At 57.9% G+C, this 17,525-nt stretch carries 19 protein-coding genes; 5 read left to right on the forward strand and 14 right to left on the reverse strand.

The annotated features are described in order from the left end of the window. Positions 1 to 64: 64 nt before the first annotated feature. Both E3W21_RS17375 and E3W21_RS17380 read right to left on the reverse strand, forming a co-directional pair. Positions 65 to 289: a DUF1161 domain-containing protein gene (locus E3W21_RS17375; protein ID WP_129439601.1), complete on the reverse strand. Its 225-nt coding sequence runs from the start codon at positions 287 to 289 to the stop codon at positions 65 to 67. A 121-nt stretch (positions 290 to 410) separates the two neighbouring features. Beyond that, on the reverse strand, positions 411 to 626 hold the full coding sequence (locus tag E3W21_RS17380) for a dodecin (protein WP_008027736.1): 216 nt from the start codon (positions 624 to 626) through the stop codon (positions 411 to 413). Positions 627 to 781: 155 nt separating this feature from the next. Here E3W21_RS17380 and E3W21_RS17385 point away from each other — a divergent pair, with 155 nt between their 5' ends. Then, positions 782 to 1,108, forward strand: a complete 327-nt coding sequence (locus E3W21_RS17385; protein ID WP_008152522.1) for a YqjD family protein — start codon at positions 782 to 784, stop codon at positions 1,106 to 1,108. Here the strand turns inward: E3W21_RS17385 and E3W21_RS17390 are convergent. Further along, on the reverse strand, positions 1,105 to 1,998 hold the full coding sequence (locus E3W21_RS17390; RefSeq protein WP_134421203.1) for a LysR family transcriptional regulator: 894 nt from the start codon (positions 1,996 to 1,998) through the stop codon (positions 1,105 to 1,107). The two genes, E3W21_RS17385 and E3W21_RS17390, sit on opposite strands and share 4 nt — an antisense overlap. 126 nt (positions 1,999 to 2,124) lie before the next feature. Between E3W21_RS17390 and trpB the strand changes: the two genes are divergently transcribed. Then, positions 2,125 to 3,360 (forward strand): tryptophan synthase subunit beta, encoded by a 1,236-nt coding sequence (gene trpB, locus E3W21_RS17395; RefSeq protein WP_134421205.1) that lies wholly within the window; start codon positions 2,125 to 2,127, stop codon positions 3,358 to 3,360. After that, positions 3,360 to 4,172 (forward strand): tryptophan synthase subunit alpha, encoded by an 813-nt coding sequence (gene trpA / locus E3W21_RS17400; protein ID WP_008152530.1) that lies wholly within the window; start codon positions 3,360 to 3,362, stop codon positions 4,170 to 4,172. Before trpB ends, trpA begins: the two co-directional genes overlap by 1 nt. A gap of 302 nt (positions 4,173 to 4,474) precedes the next feature. On the opposite strand, the gene E3W21_RS17405 is transcribed toward trpA, so the two are convergent. The 11 genes from E3W21_RS17405 to E3W21_RS17455 form a co-directional block, all read right to left on the reverse strand. Further along, positions 4,475 to 6,436, reverse strand: a complete 1,962-nt coding sequence (locus tag E3W21_RS17405) for a DUF4105 domain-containing protein (protein ID WP_134421207.1) — start codon at positions 6,434 to 6,436, stop codon at positions 4,475 to 4,477. Then, complete coding sequence (locus E3W21_RS17410; protein WP_046044839.1) at positions 6,433 to 6,753, reverse strand: DUF2388 domain-containing protein; 321 nt, start codon at positions 6,751 to 6,753, stop codon at positions 6,433 to 6,435. Before E3W21_RS17410 ends, E3W21_RS17405 begins: the two co-directional genes overlap by 4 nt. A gap of 27 nt (positions 6,754 to 6,780) precedes the next feature. After that, positions 6,781 to 7,098: a DUF2388 domain-containing protein gene (locus tag E3W21_RS17415; protein ID WP_134421209.1), complete on the reverse strand. Its 318-nt coding sequence runs from the start codon at positions 7,096 to 7,098 to the stop codon at positions 6,781 to 6,783. Positions 7,099 to 7,205: 107 nt separating this feature from the next. Beyond that, positions 7,206 to 7,523, reverse strand: a complete 318-nt coding sequence (locus E3W21_RS17420; RefSeq protein ID WP_134421211.1) for a DUF2388 domain-containing protein — start codon at positions 7,521 to 7,523, stop codon at positions 7,206 to 7,208. Positions 7,524 to 7,668: 145 nt separating this feature from the next. Continuing rightward, positions 7,669 to 7,878, reverse strand: a complete 210-nt coding sequence (locus E3W21_RS17425; RefSeq protein ID WP_134421213.1) for a DUF1127 domain-containing protein — start codon at positions 7,876 to 7,878, stop codon at positions 7,669 to 7,671. Positions 7,879 to 8,136: 258 nt separating this feature from the next. Next, on the reverse strand, positions 8,137 to 8,352 hold the full coding sequence (locus E3W21_RS17430) for a DUF1127 domain-containing protein (protein WP_008154465.1): 216 nt from the start codon (positions 8,350 to 8,352) through the stop codon (positions 8,137 to 8,139). A 319-nt stretch (positions 8,353 to 8,671) separates the two neighbouring features. Then, the gene (locus E3W21_RS17435) at positions 8,672 to 10,165 is read right to left on the reverse strand and encodes an acetyl-CoA hydrolase/transferase family protein (protein WP_134421215.1); all 1,494 of its coding nucleotides are present in this window, start codon (positions 10,163 to 10,165) and stop codon (positions 8,672 to 8,674) included. Between the two features lie 180 nt (positions 10,166 to 10,345). After that, positions 10,346 to 11,782 (reverse strand): NAD(P)(+) transhydrogenase (Re/Si-specific) subunit beta, encoded by a 1,437-nt coding sequence (locus tag E3W21_RS17440; RefSeq protein ID WP_134421217.1) that lies wholly within the window; start codon positions 11,780 to 11,782, stop codon positions 10,346 to 10,348. Next, positions 11,782 to 12,105 carry an NAD(P) transhydrogenase subunit alpha gene (locus E3W21_RS17445; protein ID WP_017335806.1) on the reverse strand — a complete coding sequence of 108 codons (324 nt, stop codon included), beginning with the start codon at positions 12,103 to 12,105 and terminating at the stop codon, positions 11,782 to 11,784. The genes E3W21_RS17440 and E3W21_RS17445 overlap by 1 nt, the downstream gene beginning before the upstream one ends. A gap of 15 nt (positions 12,106 to 12,120) precedes the next feature. Continuing rightward, positions 12,121 to 13,242, reverse strand: a complete 1,122-nt coding sequence (locus E3W21_RS17450) for a Re/Si-specific NAD(P)(+) transhydrogenase subunit alpha (RefSeq protein WP_134421219.1) — start codon at positions 13,240 to 13,242, stop codon at positions 12,121 to 12,123. A gap of 436 nt (positions 13,243 to 13,678) precedes the next feature. After that, positions 13,679 to 14,578, reverse strand: coding sequence for a LysR family transcriptional regulator (locus tag E3W21_RS17455; protein ID WP_129439576.1), 900 nt, complete (start codon positions 14,576 to 14,578; stop codon positions 13,679 to 13,681). Positions 14,579 to 14,735: 157 nt separating this feature from the next. On the opposite strand from E3W21_RS17455, the gene E3W21_RS17460 reads away from it, so the two are divergent. Next, on the forward strand, positions 14,736 to 15,917 hold the full coding sequence (locus tag E3W21_RS17460; protein WP_123369330.1) for an acyl-CoA dehydrogenase: 1,182 nt from the start codon (positions 14,736 to 14,738) through the stop codon (positions 15,915 to 15,917). Between the two features lie 13 nt (positions 15,918 to 15,930). Then, positions 15,931 to 17,151, forward strand: coding sequence for a CaiB/BaiF CoA-transferase family protein (locus tag E3W21_RS17465; protein WP_134421226.1), 1,221 nt, complete (start codon positions 15,931 to 15,933; stop codon positions 17,149 to 17,151). Positions 17,152 to 17,525: the final 374 nt, after the last annotated feature.

Genomic DNA, 17,525 nt, shown 5'->3' on the forward strand with positions numbered 1-17,525 from the left:
CGCTCAAATAGCAGGCACAAAAAAGCCGACGTCATTGCGTCGGCTTTTTCATTTTCGAGGGAGGTCAGCCCTGCTTGTAGACGATTTGCTTGGAGCCTTTTTCACAGGTGCCGACAATTTTCCCGCCAGCAGCAGCGCCTTTATCGACGATTTCCAGTGAATAATTAGAAATGCCCTTGGCATCAAGTTTCGCTGTGATTTCGGCTTTCAGCTCTTCACACGACTTGCCCTGAGCCAGGGCTGTTCCCGCGAGACTCAACAAGCCTACTGCCAAAATAAAATTCTTCATCGGTCGCATTCCCTGGTCGGATCAATAGGGGCACCCAGCGATCAGCCGGATGTACTGATGTAGCGCTTTCCATTCCCTATGGCGCTCGGCCAGCGCGCAATTTCCGAAGATTAGCTCAAACTCAGCTACTGGCAATCCGGAAACCGACTTTGAGCGTCACCTGGAAGTGTGCGGCCTTGCCGTCCTTGATGTGCCCGCGGGTTTCGGTCACTTCGAACCATTCCATGTACTTGAGGCTTTTGCTGGCCTCGGCCAGGGCGTTGTTGATGGCGTCTTCAATGCTGCTGGTGGACGAGCCGACGAGTTCGACTTTCTTGTAGGTGTGATGGTCAGTCATGGCGTTCTCCTCAGGGTGTGAAATACAGCCTAGCAGTGATTTTTCGTATTACTTCTGTCGGCCAATCCGAAGTGGAAGTTCAGATTTACTGCACTTTCTCGAACCCCTGAAGTCCCAACCAACACACGCAACTCAATCAATGCAGGAGAGCCACCATGGCCAACACCTCTTTACGTAAAGCCTCATTGCAAAGCATGGAAGCCGAGATCGAGAGTCTGCTGAAGTCTTTGGAAAACCTGAAGGACGACGCCTCGGACGAGTCGCGTAAAACCCTTAAAGCCTTGAAAAGCAACGCCGAGAACGCGCTGAAGCATTCGCGCCATCTGCTCAGCGATGCGTACGAAGAAGTCAAAGTCAAAACCCGTGAAACCGGGATTGCCACGCGGGACTACGCCCAGGAACACCCTTGGACGACAGCGGGTGTCGCCGTCGGTGCATTGGGGCTGCTCGCGGCTTATCTGCTGTTCAAACGCGGTGACTAATCCGTCTGGCGCAGCTCGTTTTTGAGCCACTGCGCCAGTTGCTGAGCGCGCCCGTCCGCTGCGCGCTTGGGTAGCCACAACGCCAGTTGCGCCGGGGTTTCACTGAAGCCCCATGGCGCAACCAGGCGCCCGGCCTTCAAGTCCTCAGCCACCAGCGGCTCGGGCGCAATCGCCACACCCAGGCCTGCCACCGCGGCCTCCAGCAGATAATACAAATGCTCGAAACCCTGTCCGTACTTCAACGCTTTGGCGTCGAGGTCGCTTTGCTGTGCCCAGCTTGGCCAGGCCTGCGGGCGTGAGGTGGTGTGCAGCAATGGTTCGTTCAACAGCGCTGTGGGCGGTGCGTTTTGCAGTCGTTCGTAGCCCGCAAATCGCGGGCTCATGACCGGGCCGATCCGTTCGCTCGCCAACTCATAGACCTGCATGTCTGCCGGCCACGGTGGCTCGGCAAACACCAGCAAGGCGTCCAGCCCCGGGCGACGTGGATCGAGATCACCCTCGCCAGCCGACAGGTGCAGGCGCAGGTCGGGCAGGTCGGTATTCAACCGTCCCAATCTGGGAATAAACCAGCGTGCCAGCAAGCTGCCCGAGCAACCCAGTACGAACGGTGCATCGGCGGTGCTTTGGGTCAGCTCTGCACACACAGTCCGTAAACGCTCGAACGCCTCGCCGCTGGCATCGCGCAAACGAATGCCGGCATCTGTGAGTTTAAGGCCGCGGCCATCCTTGATGAACAGGCTCACGCCCAAGTGCTCTTCCAGTGCTTTGAGCTGCCGGCTGACCGCACCATGGGTTACGTGCAGCTGTTCGGCCGCCTTGCTGACGCTGTTCAGGCGGGCAGTCGCTTCGAAGGCCCGAAGGGCATTCAGCGGAGGAAGGTCATGGCTCATGGTGTCTGTGAGTTTTCCTGACGGGTTGCAGCGATCTTATCGGTTTTCAGCCTGGGGCGTCAGGGGTAGAGTTAAGCCCACTCTCTCTTCAAAAGCATCATCCCACGCATTCAACTGGAGCGACCCATGACCCAGACTAATCTGCGCAACGGCCCCGACGCCAACGGCCTGTTTGGCGCGTTCGGTGGCCGTTACGTCGCCGAAACCCTGATGCCATTGATCCTCGATCTGGCCCGTGAATATGAATTGGCCAAGGATGATCCTGCATTCAAAGAAGAATTGGCCTACTTCCAGCGCGACTACGTGGGTCGTCCAAGCCCACTGTACTTTGCCGAACGTCTGACAGAGTTCTGCGGCGGCGCGAAGATTTATCTCAAGCGCGAAGAGCTGAACCACACCGGCGCGCACAAGATCAACAACTGCATCGGCCAGATTCTGCTGGCGCGGCGCATGGGCAAGAAACGCATCATCGCCGAGACCGGCGCTGGCATGCACGGCGTGGCGACCGCCACCGTGGCTGCGCGTTTTGGCCTCGATTGCGTAATCTACATGGGCACCACTGACATCGAACGTCAGCAGGCCAACGTATTCCGCATGAAGCTGCTGGGCGCCGAAGTGATCCCGGTCGTGGCCGGTACCGGCACCCTGAAGGACGCGATGAACGAAGCCCTGCGTGACTGGGTGACCAACGTCGACAGCACCTTCTACCTGATCGGCACTGTGGCCGGTCCGCACCCCTATCCAGCCATGGTTCGCGACTTCCAGGCGGTTATCGGCAAAGAAACCCGCACTCAACTGCAAGACCAGGAAGGTCGTCTGCCGGACAGCCTGGTGGCATGCATCGGTGGCGGTTCCAACGCCATGGGCCTGTTCCACCCGTTCCTCGACGACAAAAGCGTCGAGATCATCGGCGTTGAAGCGGCCGGCTACGGTATTGAAACCGGCAAGCACGCGGCCAGCCTGAACGGCGGCGTACCGGGCGTACTGCACGGCAACCGTACCTTCCTGCTGCAGGACGACGATGGCCAGATCATCGACGCTCACTCGATCTCTGCCGGCCTCGACTATCCAGGCATCGGCCCGGAACACGCCTGGTTGCATGACATCGGCCGCGTCCAGTACACCTCGGTAACCGACGACGAAGCCCTCGACGCGTTTCACAAATGCTGCCGCCTGGAAGGGATTATTCCTGCACTGGAAAGCGCCCATGCCCTGGCCGAAGTGTTCAAACGCGCACCGACGCTGCCGAAAGATCACCTGATGGTGGTCAACCTGTCCGGCCGTGGCGACAAAGACATGCAAACCGTGATGCACCACATGGAACACTCTCAGCAAGAGCAATCCAAGCAGGAGAAACACTGATGAGCCGCCTGCAAACGCGTTTTGCCGAACTCAAGGAACAGAATCGTGCCGCCCTGGTGACCTTCGTGACCGCTGGCGACCCGAGCTATGACACCTCGCTGGCGATCCTCAAAGGCTTGCCCGGCGCGGGTGCCGACGTGATCGAGTTGGGCATGCCCTTCACCGATCCAATGGCCGATGGCCCGGCAATCCAGTTGGCCAACATCCGCGCCCTCGGCGCCAAGCAGAACCTGGCGAAAACCCTGCAAATGGTTCGCGAGTTCCGTGAAGGCAATACCGAGACGCCGCTGGTGCTGATGGGTTACTTCAACCCGATTCACATGTATGGCGTGCCGCGTTTCATCGCCGACGCAAAAGAGGCCGGCGTTGACGGTCTGATCGTGGTCGACCTGCCACCCGAGCATAACGGCGAGCTGTGCGACCCGGCCCAGGCTGCCGGTCTGGACTTCATCCGTCTGACCACCCCGACGACTGATGATGTGCGCCTGCCAACCGTTTTGAACGGCAGCTCAGGCTTCGTCTACTACGTGTCTGTTGCCGGTGTGACCGGTGCGGGCGCGGCGACGCTGGAGCATGTTGAAGAAGCCGTTGCGCGTCTGCGTCGCCATACCGATCTGCCGATCAGCATCGGTTTCGGTATTCGTACACCGGAACAAGCGGCGTCCATCGCGCGTCTGGCTGATGGCGTGGTGGTGGGTTCAGCGTTGATCGATCACATCGCCAATGCCTCGACGCCGGATCAGGCAGTCGATGGCGTGTTGAGCCTTTGCTCGGCTCTGGCAGACGGCGTGCGTAAAGCCCGCGTCAGCTGAAGGTAAAGTTCCTGATACAGAGGAATTAGAGCCTCGCGGTACAGACTAAACAGCAAGACCGAGGGCTTCAGGACTACGTTCTGAAGCCCTTTTTGCTGTATGTGCAGTGAGGAAAGACCCGATGAAAATGCCGAAACGTCTGATTGCCAGCCTGGGTGTGCTGATGCTCAGTGCCGCCCCGTTGCTGAATGCGAGTGCTGATCAGCCGTAGAAACCGGGATCGTTTATGAAATTCTCGAAGGGGTGCTTTGAATAGCAGGTAGGCGTTGAAGGCTTCGCGGATTAGCCGCGAAGCCTGTTGTTTACGGCAACTCCAACCCGCCCGCCGCCTTGTGCAACTTCCTCAGATGCTCGCCAACCTGCTTCAGGTTGGCTTCATTGGCGGCCATTTCGGCCGCACGGCTCGGTTCGAGCAGCGCTCTCACTTCTTTGTCCAGATCGCCTGTCAGCGCCTGAAGCTGCTTCTGCCGCAGGCTGCTTTCCGACTCCAGACGCTGCCACTCACTCGGCTGCGGCAATCCATAACCCCCAGTGCCGAGCAGCTCCGCCGGACGGCTGAGGAAGCCGCTGTTGGCAAGAATTTGCTGCAAAGTTGCGTTGGCCTTGTCCATGCCGCCGTTCTTCAATTCCCGAGCGCCCAGATAGCGCTGCTTTACTTCGTCCTGGGCCAGCACCAATTGTTGGCGGAAGGCTGCCTGCTCCAGTAACAGTAATGCTGCGCTGGTGCGCAAATCGGCTTGGTCGATCCATTGCCGGCGCTCTTCAGCTTTCAGGGCGAGCCAGTCTTCGACCTTTTCCTGCTTGATCGGCAAGTGCTTCTTCAGCACTTCGAACATCGCTTGATAGCGATCGCGGAAGGAGTCGAATCGATAGCCCAGACGCAGCGCTTCGCGGGGATTATCCAGCACGCTGGTGTCCGCCAGTCCGCGGCCCTTGAGCACTTCCAGCAAACCGTTGGGCATGATGCTGTCCAACCCGACCAGTTTTGTATTGTTGGTGCTGCTACGCAGTAACTTCAGGCCCTCTACAGCGCAGTTGTTGGACAGGAAGAAGTAGTTGCCGTCGTAACTCCAGTGCATTTCGGCGGCGTGTTCCACCACGTCTTCGATCTCGCTGCGCGACAGGGTCAACGGCACCGAGGCCAGGCTGCGCAGTTCGGTCTTGGTGTATTCGTCGATCACCTGGGCCAGTGGCAGGACAAACAGGCGCGATGGGTATTTGCCCACCAGTCCGTCCCAACTCGACAGCTGTACGTCACCGACGAAGGCGCGGTAGGACAACACCAGATGCTGATCCAGATCCAGGCGACAATCCGGCCCACGGGGGCGGCCGGGTGCGCAGATCACCAGCCGCAACATGCTGTGACCCCAGCGGCTGACCCAGTTCTGGTTGGCTTCTGCCAGCAGATAGTCGACAGCGTAGACCCGTTCCGGATCGACCTGGCCCAGTGGTGTTTTGGCGAAATCATTGCCGGCATTGAGGAAGGAGAAGGATTTGCCGCAGGTGTCTTTAGCGGCGGGCGCCCAGCCGAAATGTTCTTTGTAGTAGCGGTACAGCGCAGGACGGCGACAGGCGTAGGCTGGGTCGAGAAGGAAATATTCCATGTTGACCGCGACGAACTCCTTGGGGCTGCTCGTCTCGTAAATGTCCGGGCTGCGGGCGATTTGCCGGTTGTACTGTTCGCGTTCGCCACGACGGCCGACATACTGTGGCCAGCCGGCGAGGTCGAGCAGGTGCGGGTCGTCGCTGAGCGTAAAGCGTCGGTCGGACTGGCCGCGGCATTGATCGGGAATGCCAATCAGCCCCGAGCTGCTGTTGCGCCGGGTGCAGCGCTGAATCAGCGTGCGTTCCGCATCTGGCCACAGGCGCGAGCGGTCATAGATGTGGGTGAGTTCATGCAACACCGTGGCAAGCATTTCGCGGCGCACGGTGCCATGGGGACGATAAGTCTTTTTGGTCGCGGCGCTGCCATCAGTGAGGCTGGCAAGCAGGTTGCGGTTCAGGTCGAGCTCGGACAGCAGCGACGCCTGGCCGTAAGCGTTGCTCGGCATGTCATCGGTCCAGCCGACGTCGATGCGTCGGTCGAGTTGCTCGATGAACCGCGGCGGCAGCGCCTGCATGGCTTCATCGAGCAATGCCTGACTGGCCTGTCGTTGAGCGGGGCTGAGGCCTTCGGTTTTAAGCCTTAATTGCAAGTCAGCCTGGGCCGTGTTGCCGAGCAGCAACATGACCCCGGCCAACAGCCAGGCGCCTGGCGACCTCACAGTGCGAGGATGGCTTCGGCGAGAACCTGATCACTGGCGTCGCGGGCTTCCGGTACGCGGGTGCGCAACGTGTTGAAGGCCGCTTCCAGGTGCGCGCCACGAATCTCGCCATCGCTGGCGACGAAACTGGCCGCATCGTCGTGGGCTTCACGAACGATCTTCGAGTCACGGATGGACGTCGTGGTATCGGAAGTGAAATCAAGGGTGCGCCGGGTGGCGTTGATGAGGATGTTACTGGTGGCAACCAGGGTGTGCGCCTGAGTCACATCGGCCAATAACAGCAGGCCAAGGGCGGCAACAATCAGGGGGCTACGCATGGAACGACTCCGCAAGAACAAGGATAACTATTGGACGAGAATTGCCTGCGCCAGTTCAAGGTCGCTGACATGAAGTTTTGGCTGGGTCCGGCGCAGATAAATCAGGGCGGATTCCAGTTGTGCTCCTCGCAGTTGGCCGTCACTGGCGATGAACGCCGCAGCGTCATCGTGTGCCGCGAGTAGCAGCTTACGGTCGAAGGGGGCGGAGGTCACCATGCTTGTGGCGTAGCCGGTAGCCACGATGCCTTGCGTAGACAGATTGAAGGCATCATAGGCATGGACCGAGCCCACCCAGCAGGCTGCCACGAAAAGCGGAGAGATCAACAGATTTGAAAGAAAACGCATGAGACTCGATAGTTGAAGGCGAGTCGCAAGGCTAGCGCAACGCCCGGTCTAGAGCCAGCGCTGAAACATTGGGACACGGCGGGCGTGTCCCACGTCAGTGATGTCGCTTAGATAGTCAGTATGGCTTGTGCCAGTTGTGCATCAGTCGCGTTCAGCTGAGGTGCCTGGTGGCGAATATGGTCGAGTGCGCTTTCCAGTTTCACGCCACGAATGGCGCCTTCGCTGGCCACGAAGCTGGCGGCGTCGTCACGGGCGGCGCGCACGATTTTGTCATCGCGAAAGGAAGAAGTGACATCAGAGGTCGCATCGGACGTGGCCTTGAGCGCGTCGACGACGGTATCGGTGGTCACGATAAAGCTGGAGGCGTGGGAATTGGCAGCCACGGCAAGCAGGGCTGCAGCGCTGAGCAGACGAAGACGGGACATGGTGAAACTCCTTTGGGAAAACCGATTGAGAGGTGGCGCAGTGTCTGTTGAATCAAACGCCAATCATGCAGCGTTCGCCACGTTCAATCTAGATATTAGGCCTATGAGTATCGGTTCGCACAGTCCCGTCTGTTCAAGCAGGAAGCTAACGCCAGAATGGTTTACCCAATTCGTTGAGACGATCCGCCTGGCTGATGTTCAGGTCTGAGAGTTGCCGGTCATCAAGTTGGCCCAACAAACGCCGGGTTCTGGCCCTTTCAAGGCTATTGGCGAGGCCCCTCAGCAATCTACGAACCCAGTGGGAGCGAGGCGTTGAGTGAGGCGTGGAAACGGAAACATCCAGTAAGTGATTCATGGCGCGGTCCTTTTGCTGGCAGTTCGGGATTTCATGGTGATCCCGTCCTCTCGTCCGCAACAGACACACTGCACTGAAATTGTACTTGTTCAGTTGTAGAAATAGTAAAACTGTACCTATTGGGCGATATCTATTCTGTGTGACCCATGTTGAGGGCCGAAAACGACAAAGCCCGTCGTGGTTTCCCACGACGGGCTTTGTTTTTTCAATTTGGAGTGCTGGCGGTGGACCCGGTGGGTCAGAGCCAGCGACGCTAACTTAGCGCCAGAACGGCTTGCTCAGCTCTTCGTAGCGTTGTGCTTCGCTAATCCCTGCGTCAGCCAGCAGACGCGAATCCAGACGAGCCAGTTGGTGGCGGCTGGAGATGCGGCGCTGCCACAGCATCAGGTTGGCGAGAACGCGAAGAGGCGTGGAAGCCTGGGTTTTTACAGCGTTGTCTTCGAAAAACAGCTCGGAACTGAGTGTACGTTCCATGGTTGACATCCTTCCGCTTATGGCGGGATTAGGTAGTGGTTTAACTGATGCCAATGATCCTCTCGTTTGGCCAGTCTCTCTAGATACAGTTCACCTGTATTGTGAGGGACCAGTTAACTGTTAAAGGGTGGTGTACTGGTCGAAATTGAGGCAACTGTACTTGTCTGCACTAATATCGTGCGTTTTTGGTTGATTGGCTCGAAAAGGTAGGCAATTACGGTAGAAAAAGACCGGTACAGAAGTACAGTTTTATTCAGGATTTGATCTGGCAACAGCAAGCTGACGAAACTGTGTTTGCGTCAGCTGCTATCTGTACCAATTACACCGCGAGCATCCGCCCGTTTTCTTCCAGGTTTATGTGCCAGCTCAGAGCATCACGCAGGATATGCGGCGTATGTCCGCCGAGTGCACACGCGGATGTGAAGTAGTCATCCAGGGCTTGGCGATAGTCCGTGTGCACGCAGTTGTCGATGATGACCCGAGCGCGCTCTCGCGGCGCCAGGCCACGCAAGTCCGCCAGACCGATCTCGGTGACAAGGATGTCGACGTCATGCTCAGTGTGGTCGACGTGGCTGACCATCGGCACCACGCTGGAGATCGCGCCGCCCTTGGCGATCGACTTGGTCACGAAGATCGCCAAATGCGCATTGCGCGCAAAGTCGCCCGAGCCGCCGATGCCGTTCATCATTCGCGTGCCGCAGATGTGGGTGGAGTTGACGTTGCCGTACAAGTCGAACTCAAGCGCTGTGTTGATGCCGATGATGCCGAGCCGGCGCACCACTTCCGGGTGGTTGGAAATTTCTTGCGGGCGCAGGACCAGTTTGTCCTTGTAGCGCTCAAGATTGCCGAAAACATCGGTATTGCGACGACTCGACAAGGTGATCGAACTGCCCGAAGCAAAGCTCAGCTTGCCGGCGTCGATCAGGTCGAAGGTCGAGTCCTGAAGCACTTCGGAGTACATCGTCAGGTCTTCGAACGGCGAGTCGATCAACCCGCACATCACCGAGTTGGCGATGTTGCCAATCCCGGCTTGCAGCGGGCCGAGCTTGTTGGTCATGCGCCCGGCAGCCACTTCCTGCTTGAAGAAGTCGATCAGGTGGTCGGCAATGGCCTGGGTATCAACGTCCGGCGGCAGCACGGTGGACGGCGAGTCAGACTGATTGGTGATCACGATAGCGACGATCTTTTCCGGCGGAATCGGGATGGCAGTGCTGCCAATGCGATCGTCGACCTTCACCAGCGGGATCGGCGTGCGGGTCGGCCGATAGGTCGGGATATAGATGTCGTGCAGTCCTTCGAGATTCGGGTTGTGCGCCAGGTTGATCTCGACGATCACCTGTTTGGCGAAAATCGCGAAGCTGGCCGAGTTGCCCACCGAAGTGGTCGGCACGATATGGCCCTGCTCGGTGATCGCTACGGCCTCAATCACGGCGATGTCCGGCAGTTTGAGCTGCTGATTGCGCAACTGCTCAACGGTTTCCGAAAGATGCTGGTCAATGAACATCACTTCGCCGGCGTTAATGGCCTTGCGCAGGGTGCTGTCGACCTGGAAGGGCATGCGTCGTGACAATACGCCAGCTTCGGTGAGTTGTTTATCGAGGTCGTTGCCCAGGCTGGCGCCGGTCATCAGCGTGATTTTCAGCGGGGTGATTTTGGCGCGTTCGGCCAATGCGTGGGGCACGGCCTTGGCTTCACCGGCGCGAGTGAAACCACTCATGCCGACGGTCATGCCGTCCTGAATCAGAGCGGCAGCGTCAGCGGCGCTCATCACCTTATCCAACAACGAAGGCAAGCGAATACGATCACGGTACATGGATTGTTATCTCGGGCAACGAAAGCAAGGTGTGCAGTTTAGTGATTTCAAAAAAATTCCTCCCGCTACCATGGTCGAATGCAGAGTCCTGATTTAGAGCTTTGGTCGGTTTTTAGCGGGCAATAAAAAACCCCAGCCTACTAAAGGCTGAGGTTTTGGGTATTGCTGCTTCCGCAGGTTTTACTCGACGGCTTTAACCATGTCTTCGATGACTTTCTTGGCGTCGCCGAAGACCATCATGGTTTTGTCGAGGTAGAACAGTTCGTTGTCCAGACCGGCATAGCCGCTGGCCATCGAGCGCTTGTTGACGATCACGGTCTTGGCTTTATAGGCCTCGAGTATCGGCATGCCGGCAATTGGCGATTTCGGGTCGTTCTTCGCGGCTGGGTTGACCACGTCGTTGGCGCCGAGCACCAGCACCACGTCGGTCTGACCGAACTCGGAGTTAATGTCATCCATCTCGAACACTTGCTCGTAAGGCACTTCGGCCTCGGCCAGCAGGACGTTCATGTGCCCTGGCATCCGACCAGCCACCGGGTGGATCGCAAACTTCACGGTGACTCCCCGGTGAGTCAGCTTCTCCGCCAGTTCCATCAGTGAGTGTTGGGCGCGTGCCACCGCCAGGCCATAACCCGGAACGATGATCACAGTGTCGGCGTTGGTCAGCAGGAAGGTCGCATCGTCAGCCGAACCGGATTTCACCGGACGGGCCTCTTTCGAACCTGCCGGGCCAGCTGCATCTGCCGTGTTGCCGAAACCGCCGAGCAATACGTTGAAGAACGAACGGTTCATCGCCTTGCACATGATGTACGAGAGGATCGCACCGGATGAACCCACCAGGGAGCCGGCAATGATCAGCATCGAGTTGTTCAGCGAGAAGCCGATACCTGCCGCTGCCCAGCCGGAGTAGCTGTTGAGCATCGACACCACCACCGGCATATCGGCGCCGCCGATCGGGATGATGATCAGCACACCCATCACGAAGGCCAGGGCCAGCATGAGGGCGAAAGCACCGAGGTTGCCGGTCAGCATGAAGGTGATACCCAGTGCCAGCGTCGCCAGACCCAGCAGCAGGTTCAGCTTGTGCTGGCCGCCGAACTGTACGGGTGCGCCCTGGAACAGGCGGAACTTGTACTTGCCCGACAGCTTGCCGAACGCGATTACCGAGCCGGAGAAGGTGATTGCACCGATGGCCGCGCCGAGGAACAGCTCCAGGCGGTTACCGGCAGGAATGGAGTCACCCAGTTGCTTGACGATGCCCAGCGATTGCGGTTCAACGACAGCAGCGATGGCAATGAACACCGCGGCCATACCGATCATGCTGTGCATGAAGGCGACCAGTTCCGGCATTTTTGTCATTTCAACGCGCTTGGCCATGATCGACCCGGCGGTACCGCCGACCAACAGACCTACGATGACGTATCCGATGCCGGCAGTCGCGAGCTCAGCACCCAACTTATAGATGAGGCCGACGGTGGTGATGATCGCCAGCGCCATGCCGAGCATACCGTACACATTGCCGCGCCGCGACGTGGTCGGGTGCGACAGGCCTTTCAGGGCCTGGATGAAGCAGATCGACGCGATCAAGTAGAGCGTCGTGACGAGATTCATGCTCATTACTTGGACGCCTCTTCTTTTACTGCTTTCGGGGCTTTTTTCTTGAACATCTCAAGCATCCTGCGGGTAACCAGGAAGCCACCAAACACGTTCACCGCCGCCAGAGCCACCGCCAGGGTGCCCATGGTTTTGCCCAGTGGCGTCACGGTCAACGCCGCGGCCAGCATGGCGCCGACGATCACGATCGCCGAGATCGCGTTGGTTACCGCCATCAAAGGCGTGTGAAGTGCAGGTGTAACGTTCCAGACCACGTGATAACCGACATAAATCGCTAGCACGAAGATGATCAGGTTGTAGATACCGGGGGAGATAAGCTCTTCCATCGTCTGAATCCCTGCTTAGGCGTTTTTGCGGATGACTTGGCCGTCGCGGCACATCAGGCACGCGGCGACGATGTCGTCTTCGAGGTTGATCTCGAACTGGCCTTCTTTGTTGAAGACCAGCTTCAGGAAGTCCAGCAGGTTGCGCGCGTACAGTGCCGAAGCGTCTGCCGCAACTGCGCCGGCCAGGTTGGTCGGGCCGCAAATGATCACGCCATTCTCGACGACGACCTGATCGGCCACGGTCAGAGGGCAGTTACCGCCCTGGGCTGCAGCGAGGTCGATGACCACCGAGCCTGGCTTCATCTGCGCCACGGTTTCCGCGCTCAACAGTGTTGGTGCCTTGCGGCCCGGGATCAGTGCGGTGGTGATGACAATGTCAGCCTGTTTGGCGCGTTCGTGCACGGCCAGGGCCTGACGTTGCATCCAGCTGGCGGGCATTGGTCGTGCGTAACCGCCGACACCGACGGCGCATTCGCGCTCTTCATCGGTCTCATAAGGCACGTCGACGAACTTGGCGCCGAGGGATTCGATCTGCTCTTTTACCGCAGGACGTACGTCAGACGCTTCGATCACTGCACCCAGACGTTTCGCCGTAGCGATCGCCTGCAAACCAGCCACGCCAGCGCCGAGAATCAGCACGCGCGCCGCTTTCACGGTACCGGCAGCAGTCATCAGCATCGGCATGAAGCGAGGGTAGTGGTGAGCGGCCAGCAACACGGATTTATAGCCGGCGATATTGGCTTGGGAGGACAGCACATCCAGGCTCTGAGCGCGGGAGGTGCGCGGCGCGGCCTCCAGTGCGAAAGCGGTAATGCCGCACTCAGCCAGCTTGGCAATGATTTCATTGCTGAACGGGTTGAGCATGCCCACCACAACGGTGCCGCTTTTAATCAGCGTCAGTTCGCTGTCGCTGGGGGCGACCACCTTGAGAATCAGCTCGGCACCAAACGCATCGTTGGCGCTGCCAATAATTGCGCCTGCCGCTTCATAGGCACTGTCGACAACGCTGGCATTATTGCCGGCGCCGCTTTGCACAGTGACCTTATGACCCTGGCCGATCAGCTTCTTGATGGTTTCCGGGGTTGCAGCAACCCGTGTTTCACCGGTCTGGGTTTCGAGAGGAACACCAATGTGCACGTCAAATCTCCTGCGTGATCTTATTGAGTAAACCCAGGCACTTCGGATGGTGCGGCTGGGGGCGGCCGATCAGCACGATCCCGCCAAATCAGGGCGGGGCGCGGCATTTTGCAGGCGAACTTAATGCCCTTCAAGGGTTTATGACGGGTGACGGAAAATTAACTACAAGTCACCCCGTGACCGAATGTCGCAACTGACCGGTTCAATCCCTTGCAGGCCGTGACTTGTAAGGATTCTTGTAAAAATTGAAGAATTTTCACATCGGTCAGGTGAATGAGTCGTTATTGCTCCGCAATAGAGGCTCAAGGCCACGTTTTAAGGCCCTTGTGGGACGTTTGTACTGCTTGTCGGTACAGTCTTCGAATATGCGACAAATACTTACATCTGTAGTGCTTTGATTTTGCTGACTACGAGGTCAACTAATGGCGCAAAGCCTTTATCCTTCTAGGCTGTAGCTCTGTGCCTGATTGACCAGCCAATCGCGAAATGCCCTTAAAGAGGCCGATTCGACCTTTCGCTCGGGAATCATCAAGTAATACGCCTTGATGCTTGATAGCGCTTGGGCGTTGGCAATGACCAGGCGCTTCTCGGCCAGTTCGCGTTGAATCAGGAACGGTGGAATCAGCGCTATTCCCATATCGTGCATGGCGGCTTGAGCAAGCATGGAGAATAGCTCGTAGCGCGGCCCTGTCATGTCTCGAGGGACATTTAGGTTTTGGGAGTTGAACCATTGACGCCAGGCATAAGGGCGAGTGGTCTGCTGCAGCAGGGGCAATTCAGCGATGTCGCCGGGAGACAGGTTTGTCTTTTTTCCCAGGAGGTTGGGGCTGCACACCGGCATCGGATTTTCGCCCATCAGTCTGTGGGATTCGGTACCCGACCAGTCCGCGTCGCCAAAATAGATCGCGGCATCGAAGTCGGTGTCGGCAAACAGGAAGGGGCGCGTTCGGTTGGTGAGGTTGACCGTCACTTCCGGGTGTTTTTGCTGGAAATCCTTGAGTCGTGGCAGCAGCCATTGAGTGCCGAAGGTTGGAACCACCGCCAGCTCGATCACGTTGGCACCTTGCTGGCCCATTACTGACAAGGTGTCCCGTTCAACGGCATCGAGTTGGGTGGCCACCCGGCGGCTGTAGGAAAGACCGGCCTCTGTCAGCTTGACCCCGCGTCGCGAGCGTCGGAACAGTTCTACGCTGAGGAACTCCTCAAGGCTGGCGATCTGTCGGCAAATGGCGCCCTGAGTGAGCGAAAGCTCCTGAGCCGCCTTGGTAAAACTTTCGTGGCGAGCCGCGGCTTCAAAGCTGATCAGGGCCGTTGTGCTGGGGATTTTCCTGCGCATGTACGTCAACCTCACTAATACATTGCATAAAAGCTACTTTGCGATGTTTCGGAGTGAGAAAGTAGCACAACAGTATGCAAAATCCTCGTTTGCCGTAACGCCGAACCCGGCCTAGGATCAGCCCACGTTATTTGACCCGATTCGAGAGGACACACTCATGGGCGGTAAAGCTAGCTTCAACTGGATCGATCCCCTGCTGCTGGATCAACAGCTCACCGAAGAAGAACGCATGATTCGCGACACCGCTGAGCAATTCGCTCAGCAGAAGCTCGCGCCGCGTGTTCTCGAAGCTTTCCGCCATGAAAAGACCGACCCGGCAATCTTCCGCGAGATGGGCGAAATAGGTCTGTTGGGCGCGACTATCCCTGAGCAGTATGGTGGCAGCGGCCTGAACTACGTCAGCTACGGTCTGATTGCCCGTGAAGTCGAGCGCGTCGACTCCGGCTACCGCTCGATGATGAGTGTGCAGTCCTCGCTGGTCATGGTGCCGATCAATGAATTTGGTACCGAAGCCCAGAAACAGAAGTACCTGCCGAAACTGGCTTCAGGTGAATGGATTGGTTGCTTCGGTCTGACCGAACCTAACCACGGTTCCGACCCAGGCGCGATGATTACTCGTGCGCGCAAAGTGGAAGGCGGCTACAGCCTGACCGGCAACAAAATGTGGATCACCAACAGCCCGATCGCCGATGTGTTCGTGGTCTGGGGCAAGGACGATGCCGGCGACATCCGTGGCTTCGTTCTGGAGAAGGGCTGGAAAGGCCTGAGTGCTCCTGCGATTCACGGCAAGGTTGGCCTGCGTGCATCCATCACCGGCGAAATCGTCATGGACAACGTGTTTGTCCCTGAAGAGAACATCTTCCCGGATGTCCGTGGCTTGAAAGGCCCTTTTACTTGCCTTAACTCGGCACGTTACGGTATTTCCTGGGGCGCACTGGGCGCTGCCGAGTTCTGCTGGCACACCGCTCGCCAATACACCCTGGATCGTCAGCAGTTTGGTCGTCCTTTGGCTGCAACTCAGTTGATCCAGAAGAAGCTGGCCGACATGCAGACCGAAATCACTCTGGCGCTGCAAGGCTGTCTGCGTCTGGGTCGTATGAAAGATGAAGGTACTGCGGCGGTCGAGATCACTTCGATGATGAAGCGCAACTCCTGCGGCAAGTCCCTGGACATTGCTCGCATGGCGCGCGACATGCTGGGTGGTAACGGTATTTCCGATGAGTTCGGTGTTGCTCGCCATCTGGTCAACCTGGAAGTGGTGAATACCTACGAAGGTACGCATGACGTCCACGCGCTGATCCTCGGTCGTGCTCAGACTGGCATCCAGGCGTTCTATTAATAGGAGAACGGCCATGGGCGCGCTTTCGCATCTACGGGTACTGGATTTATCGCGGGTTCTGGCCGGGCCGTGGGCCGGACAGATCCTTGCTGACCTCGGCGCTGAGGTGATCAAGGTTGAGCGTCCGGGCAATGGCGATGACACGCGCGCCTGGGGGCCTCCTTTTCTTAAAGATGCTTATGGCGAGAACACCAGCGAGGCCGCCTATTACTTGTCGGCCAATCGTAACAAGCAATCGGTGACCATCGACTTCACTCGGCCTGAAGGGCAGAAGCTGGTGCGTGATCTGGCGGCGAAGTCGGACATCCTGATCGAGAATTTCAAGGTCGGTGGGCTGGCGGCATATGGTTTGGACTATGAGTCTCTAAAGGCGATCAATCCTAATCTGATCTATTGCTCGATTACCGGGTTTGGCCAGACAGGCCCTTATGCCAAGCGCGCGGGTTATGACTTCATGATCCAGGGACTGGGCGGTCTGATGAGTCTGACGGGGCGACCCGAAGGGGATGAGGGTGCCGGGCCGGTGAAAGTCGGCGTGGCGCTGACGGACATCTTGACCGGGCTCTACTCGACGGTGGCGATTCTGGCGGCACTGGCTCATCGGGATCATGACGGCGGCGGTCAGCATATTGATATGGCGCTGTTGGATGTTCAGGTGGCTTGTCTGGCTAACCAGGCAATGAATTACCTGACCACGGGCAATGCACCGAAGCGCCTGGGTAATGCTCATCCGAATATCGTGCCCTATCAGGACTTTCCTACGGCAGATGGAGACTTCATCCTCACCGTGGGTAATGACGGGCAGTTTCGCAAGTTTGCTGAAGTGGCTGGTCAGCCGCAGTGGGCAGATGATCCACGCTTTGCGACCAACAAGTTGCGGGTGGCGAATCGTGCGGTGTTGATTCCGCTTATTCGCCAGGCGACTGTGTTCAAGACGACTGCTGAGTGGGTGCTGCAGCTGGAGCAAGCAGGTGTGCCGTGCGGGCCGATCAATGATCTGGCTGAGATGTTTGCGGATCCTCAGGTTAAGGCGCGCGGGTTGGCGATCGAGCTGCCCCATGTACTGGCCGGGATGGTGCCGCAAGTGGCGAGTCCGATTCGTCTGTCCGAAACGCCTGTGGAGTATCGCAATGCGCCTCCTCTATTAGGGGAGCATACGCTGGAGGTTCTGCAGCGGGTGTTGGGTCTGGATGCTGGTGCTGTGTCGGCATTCAAAGAAGCCGGGGTGCTCTGAGGATTTCTTCTATATAGGGGGAGTGTTTTTACTCTCCTATATAGAGAGGAAACTGGCTGTCTTCCGGCGTTCTTCAAGTGTTTGATAGAAAAGCTCAATTAAGGGTTGACGGCAGATTCTGGAAGTCTATAATTCGCCCCACTTCCGGCGCAGTCGAAACGGGAAACTCCTTGGTAAACAATGAGTTACGCAGTTTTCGACAGCGAGTTGCTTCAGGTCATCGAAGCCCAGAAGGAGTTGAAAGAGCAGGGTGGTTTGGCTCTTTTAACGGTTCGATCTTCTCGGTCGACAGCGGTGTAAAAGAGGTGTTGACAGCAGCGAGTAACGCTGTAGAATTCGCCTCCCGCTAACGAGAGATCGGAAGCGCAAGTGGT

It is taken from the genome of Pseudomonas sp. F01002 (genome assembly GCF_004402115.1).
Classification (GTDB): domain Bacteria; phylum Pseudomonadota; class Gammaproteobacteria; order Pseudomonadales; family Pseudomonadaceae; genus Aquipseudomonas; species Aquipseudomonas frigoris.

What these genes read in the sequence shown, in the direction of transcription:
- E3W21_RS17375 (WP_129439601.1), bottom strand. Translation starts at nt 289, where the DNA reads ATGAAGAATTTTATTTTGGCAGTAGGCTTGTTGAGTCTCGCGGGAACA.
- E3W21_RS17390 (WP_134421203.1), bottom strand. Translation starts at nt 1,998, where the DNA reads ATGAGCCATGACCTTCCTCCGCTGAATGCCCTTCGGGCCTTCGAAGCG.
- E3W21_RS17385 (WP_008152522.1), top strand. Translation starts at nt 782, where the DNA reads ATGGCCAACACCTCTTTACGTAAAGCCTCATTGCAAAGCATGGAAGCC.
- E3W21_RS17460 (WP_123369330.1), top strand. Translation starts at nt 14,736, where the DNA reads ATGGGCGGTAAAGCTAGCTTCAACTGGATCGATCCCCTGCTGCTGGAT.
- E3W21_RS17430 (WP_008154465.1), bottom strand. Translation starts at nt 8,352, where the DNA reads ATGGAACGTACACTCAGTTCCGAGCTGTTTTTCGAAGACAACGCTGTA.
- E3W21_RS17465 (WP_134421226.1), top strand. Translation starts at nt 15,931, where the DNA reads ATGGGCGCGCTTTCGCATCTACGGGTACTGGATTTATCGCGGGTTCTG.
- trpB (WP_134421205.1), top strand. Translation starts at nt 2,125, where the DNA reads ATGACCCAGACTAATCTGCGCAACGGCCCCGACGCCAACGGCCTGTTT.
- E3W21_RS17455 (WP_129439576.1), bottom strand. Translation starts at nt 14,578, where the DNA reads ATGCGCAGGAAAATCCCCAGCACAACGGCCCTGATCAGCTTTGAAGCC.
- E3W21_RS17415 (WP_134421209.1), bottom strand. Translation starts at nt 7,098, where the DNA reads ATGCGTTTTCTTTCAAATCTGTTGATCTCTCCGCTTTTCGTGGCAGCC.
- E3W21_RS17420 (WP_134421211.1), bottom strand. Translation starts at nt 7,523, where the DNA reads ATGTCCCGTCTTCGTCTGCTCAGCGCTGCAGCCCTGCTTGCCGTGGCT.
- E3W21_RS17440 (WP_134421217.1), bottom strand. Translation starts at nt 11,782, where the DNA reads ATGAGCATGAATCTCGTCACGACGCTCTACTTGATCGCGTCGATCTGC.
- E3W21_RS17435 (WP_134421215.1), bottom strand. Translation starts at nt 10,165, where the DNA reads ATGTACCGTGATCGTATTCGCTTGCCTTCGTTGTTGGATAAGGTGATG.
- E3W21_RS17445 (WP_017335806.1), bottom strand. Translation starts at nt 12,105, where the DNA reads ATGGAAGAGCTTATCTCCCCCGGTATCTACAACCTGATCATCTTCGTG.
- E3W21_RS17410 (WP_046044839.1), bottom strand. Translation starts at nt 6,753, where the DNA reads ATGCGTAGCCCCCTGATTGTTGCCGCCCTTGGCCTGCTGTTATTGGCC.
- E3W21_RS17380 (WP_008027736.1), bottom strand. Translation starts at nt 626, where the DNA reads ATGACTGACCATCACACCTACAAGAAAGTCGAACTCGTCGGCTCGTCC.
- trpA (WP_008152530.1), top strand. Translation starts at nt 3,360, where the DNA reads ATGAGCCGCCTGCAAACGCGTTTTGCCGAACTCAAGGAACAGAATCGT.
- E3W21_RS17425 (WP_134421213.1), bottom strand. Translation starts at nt 7,878, where the DNA reads ATGAATCACTTACTGGATGTTTCCGTTTCCACGCCTCACTCAACGCCT.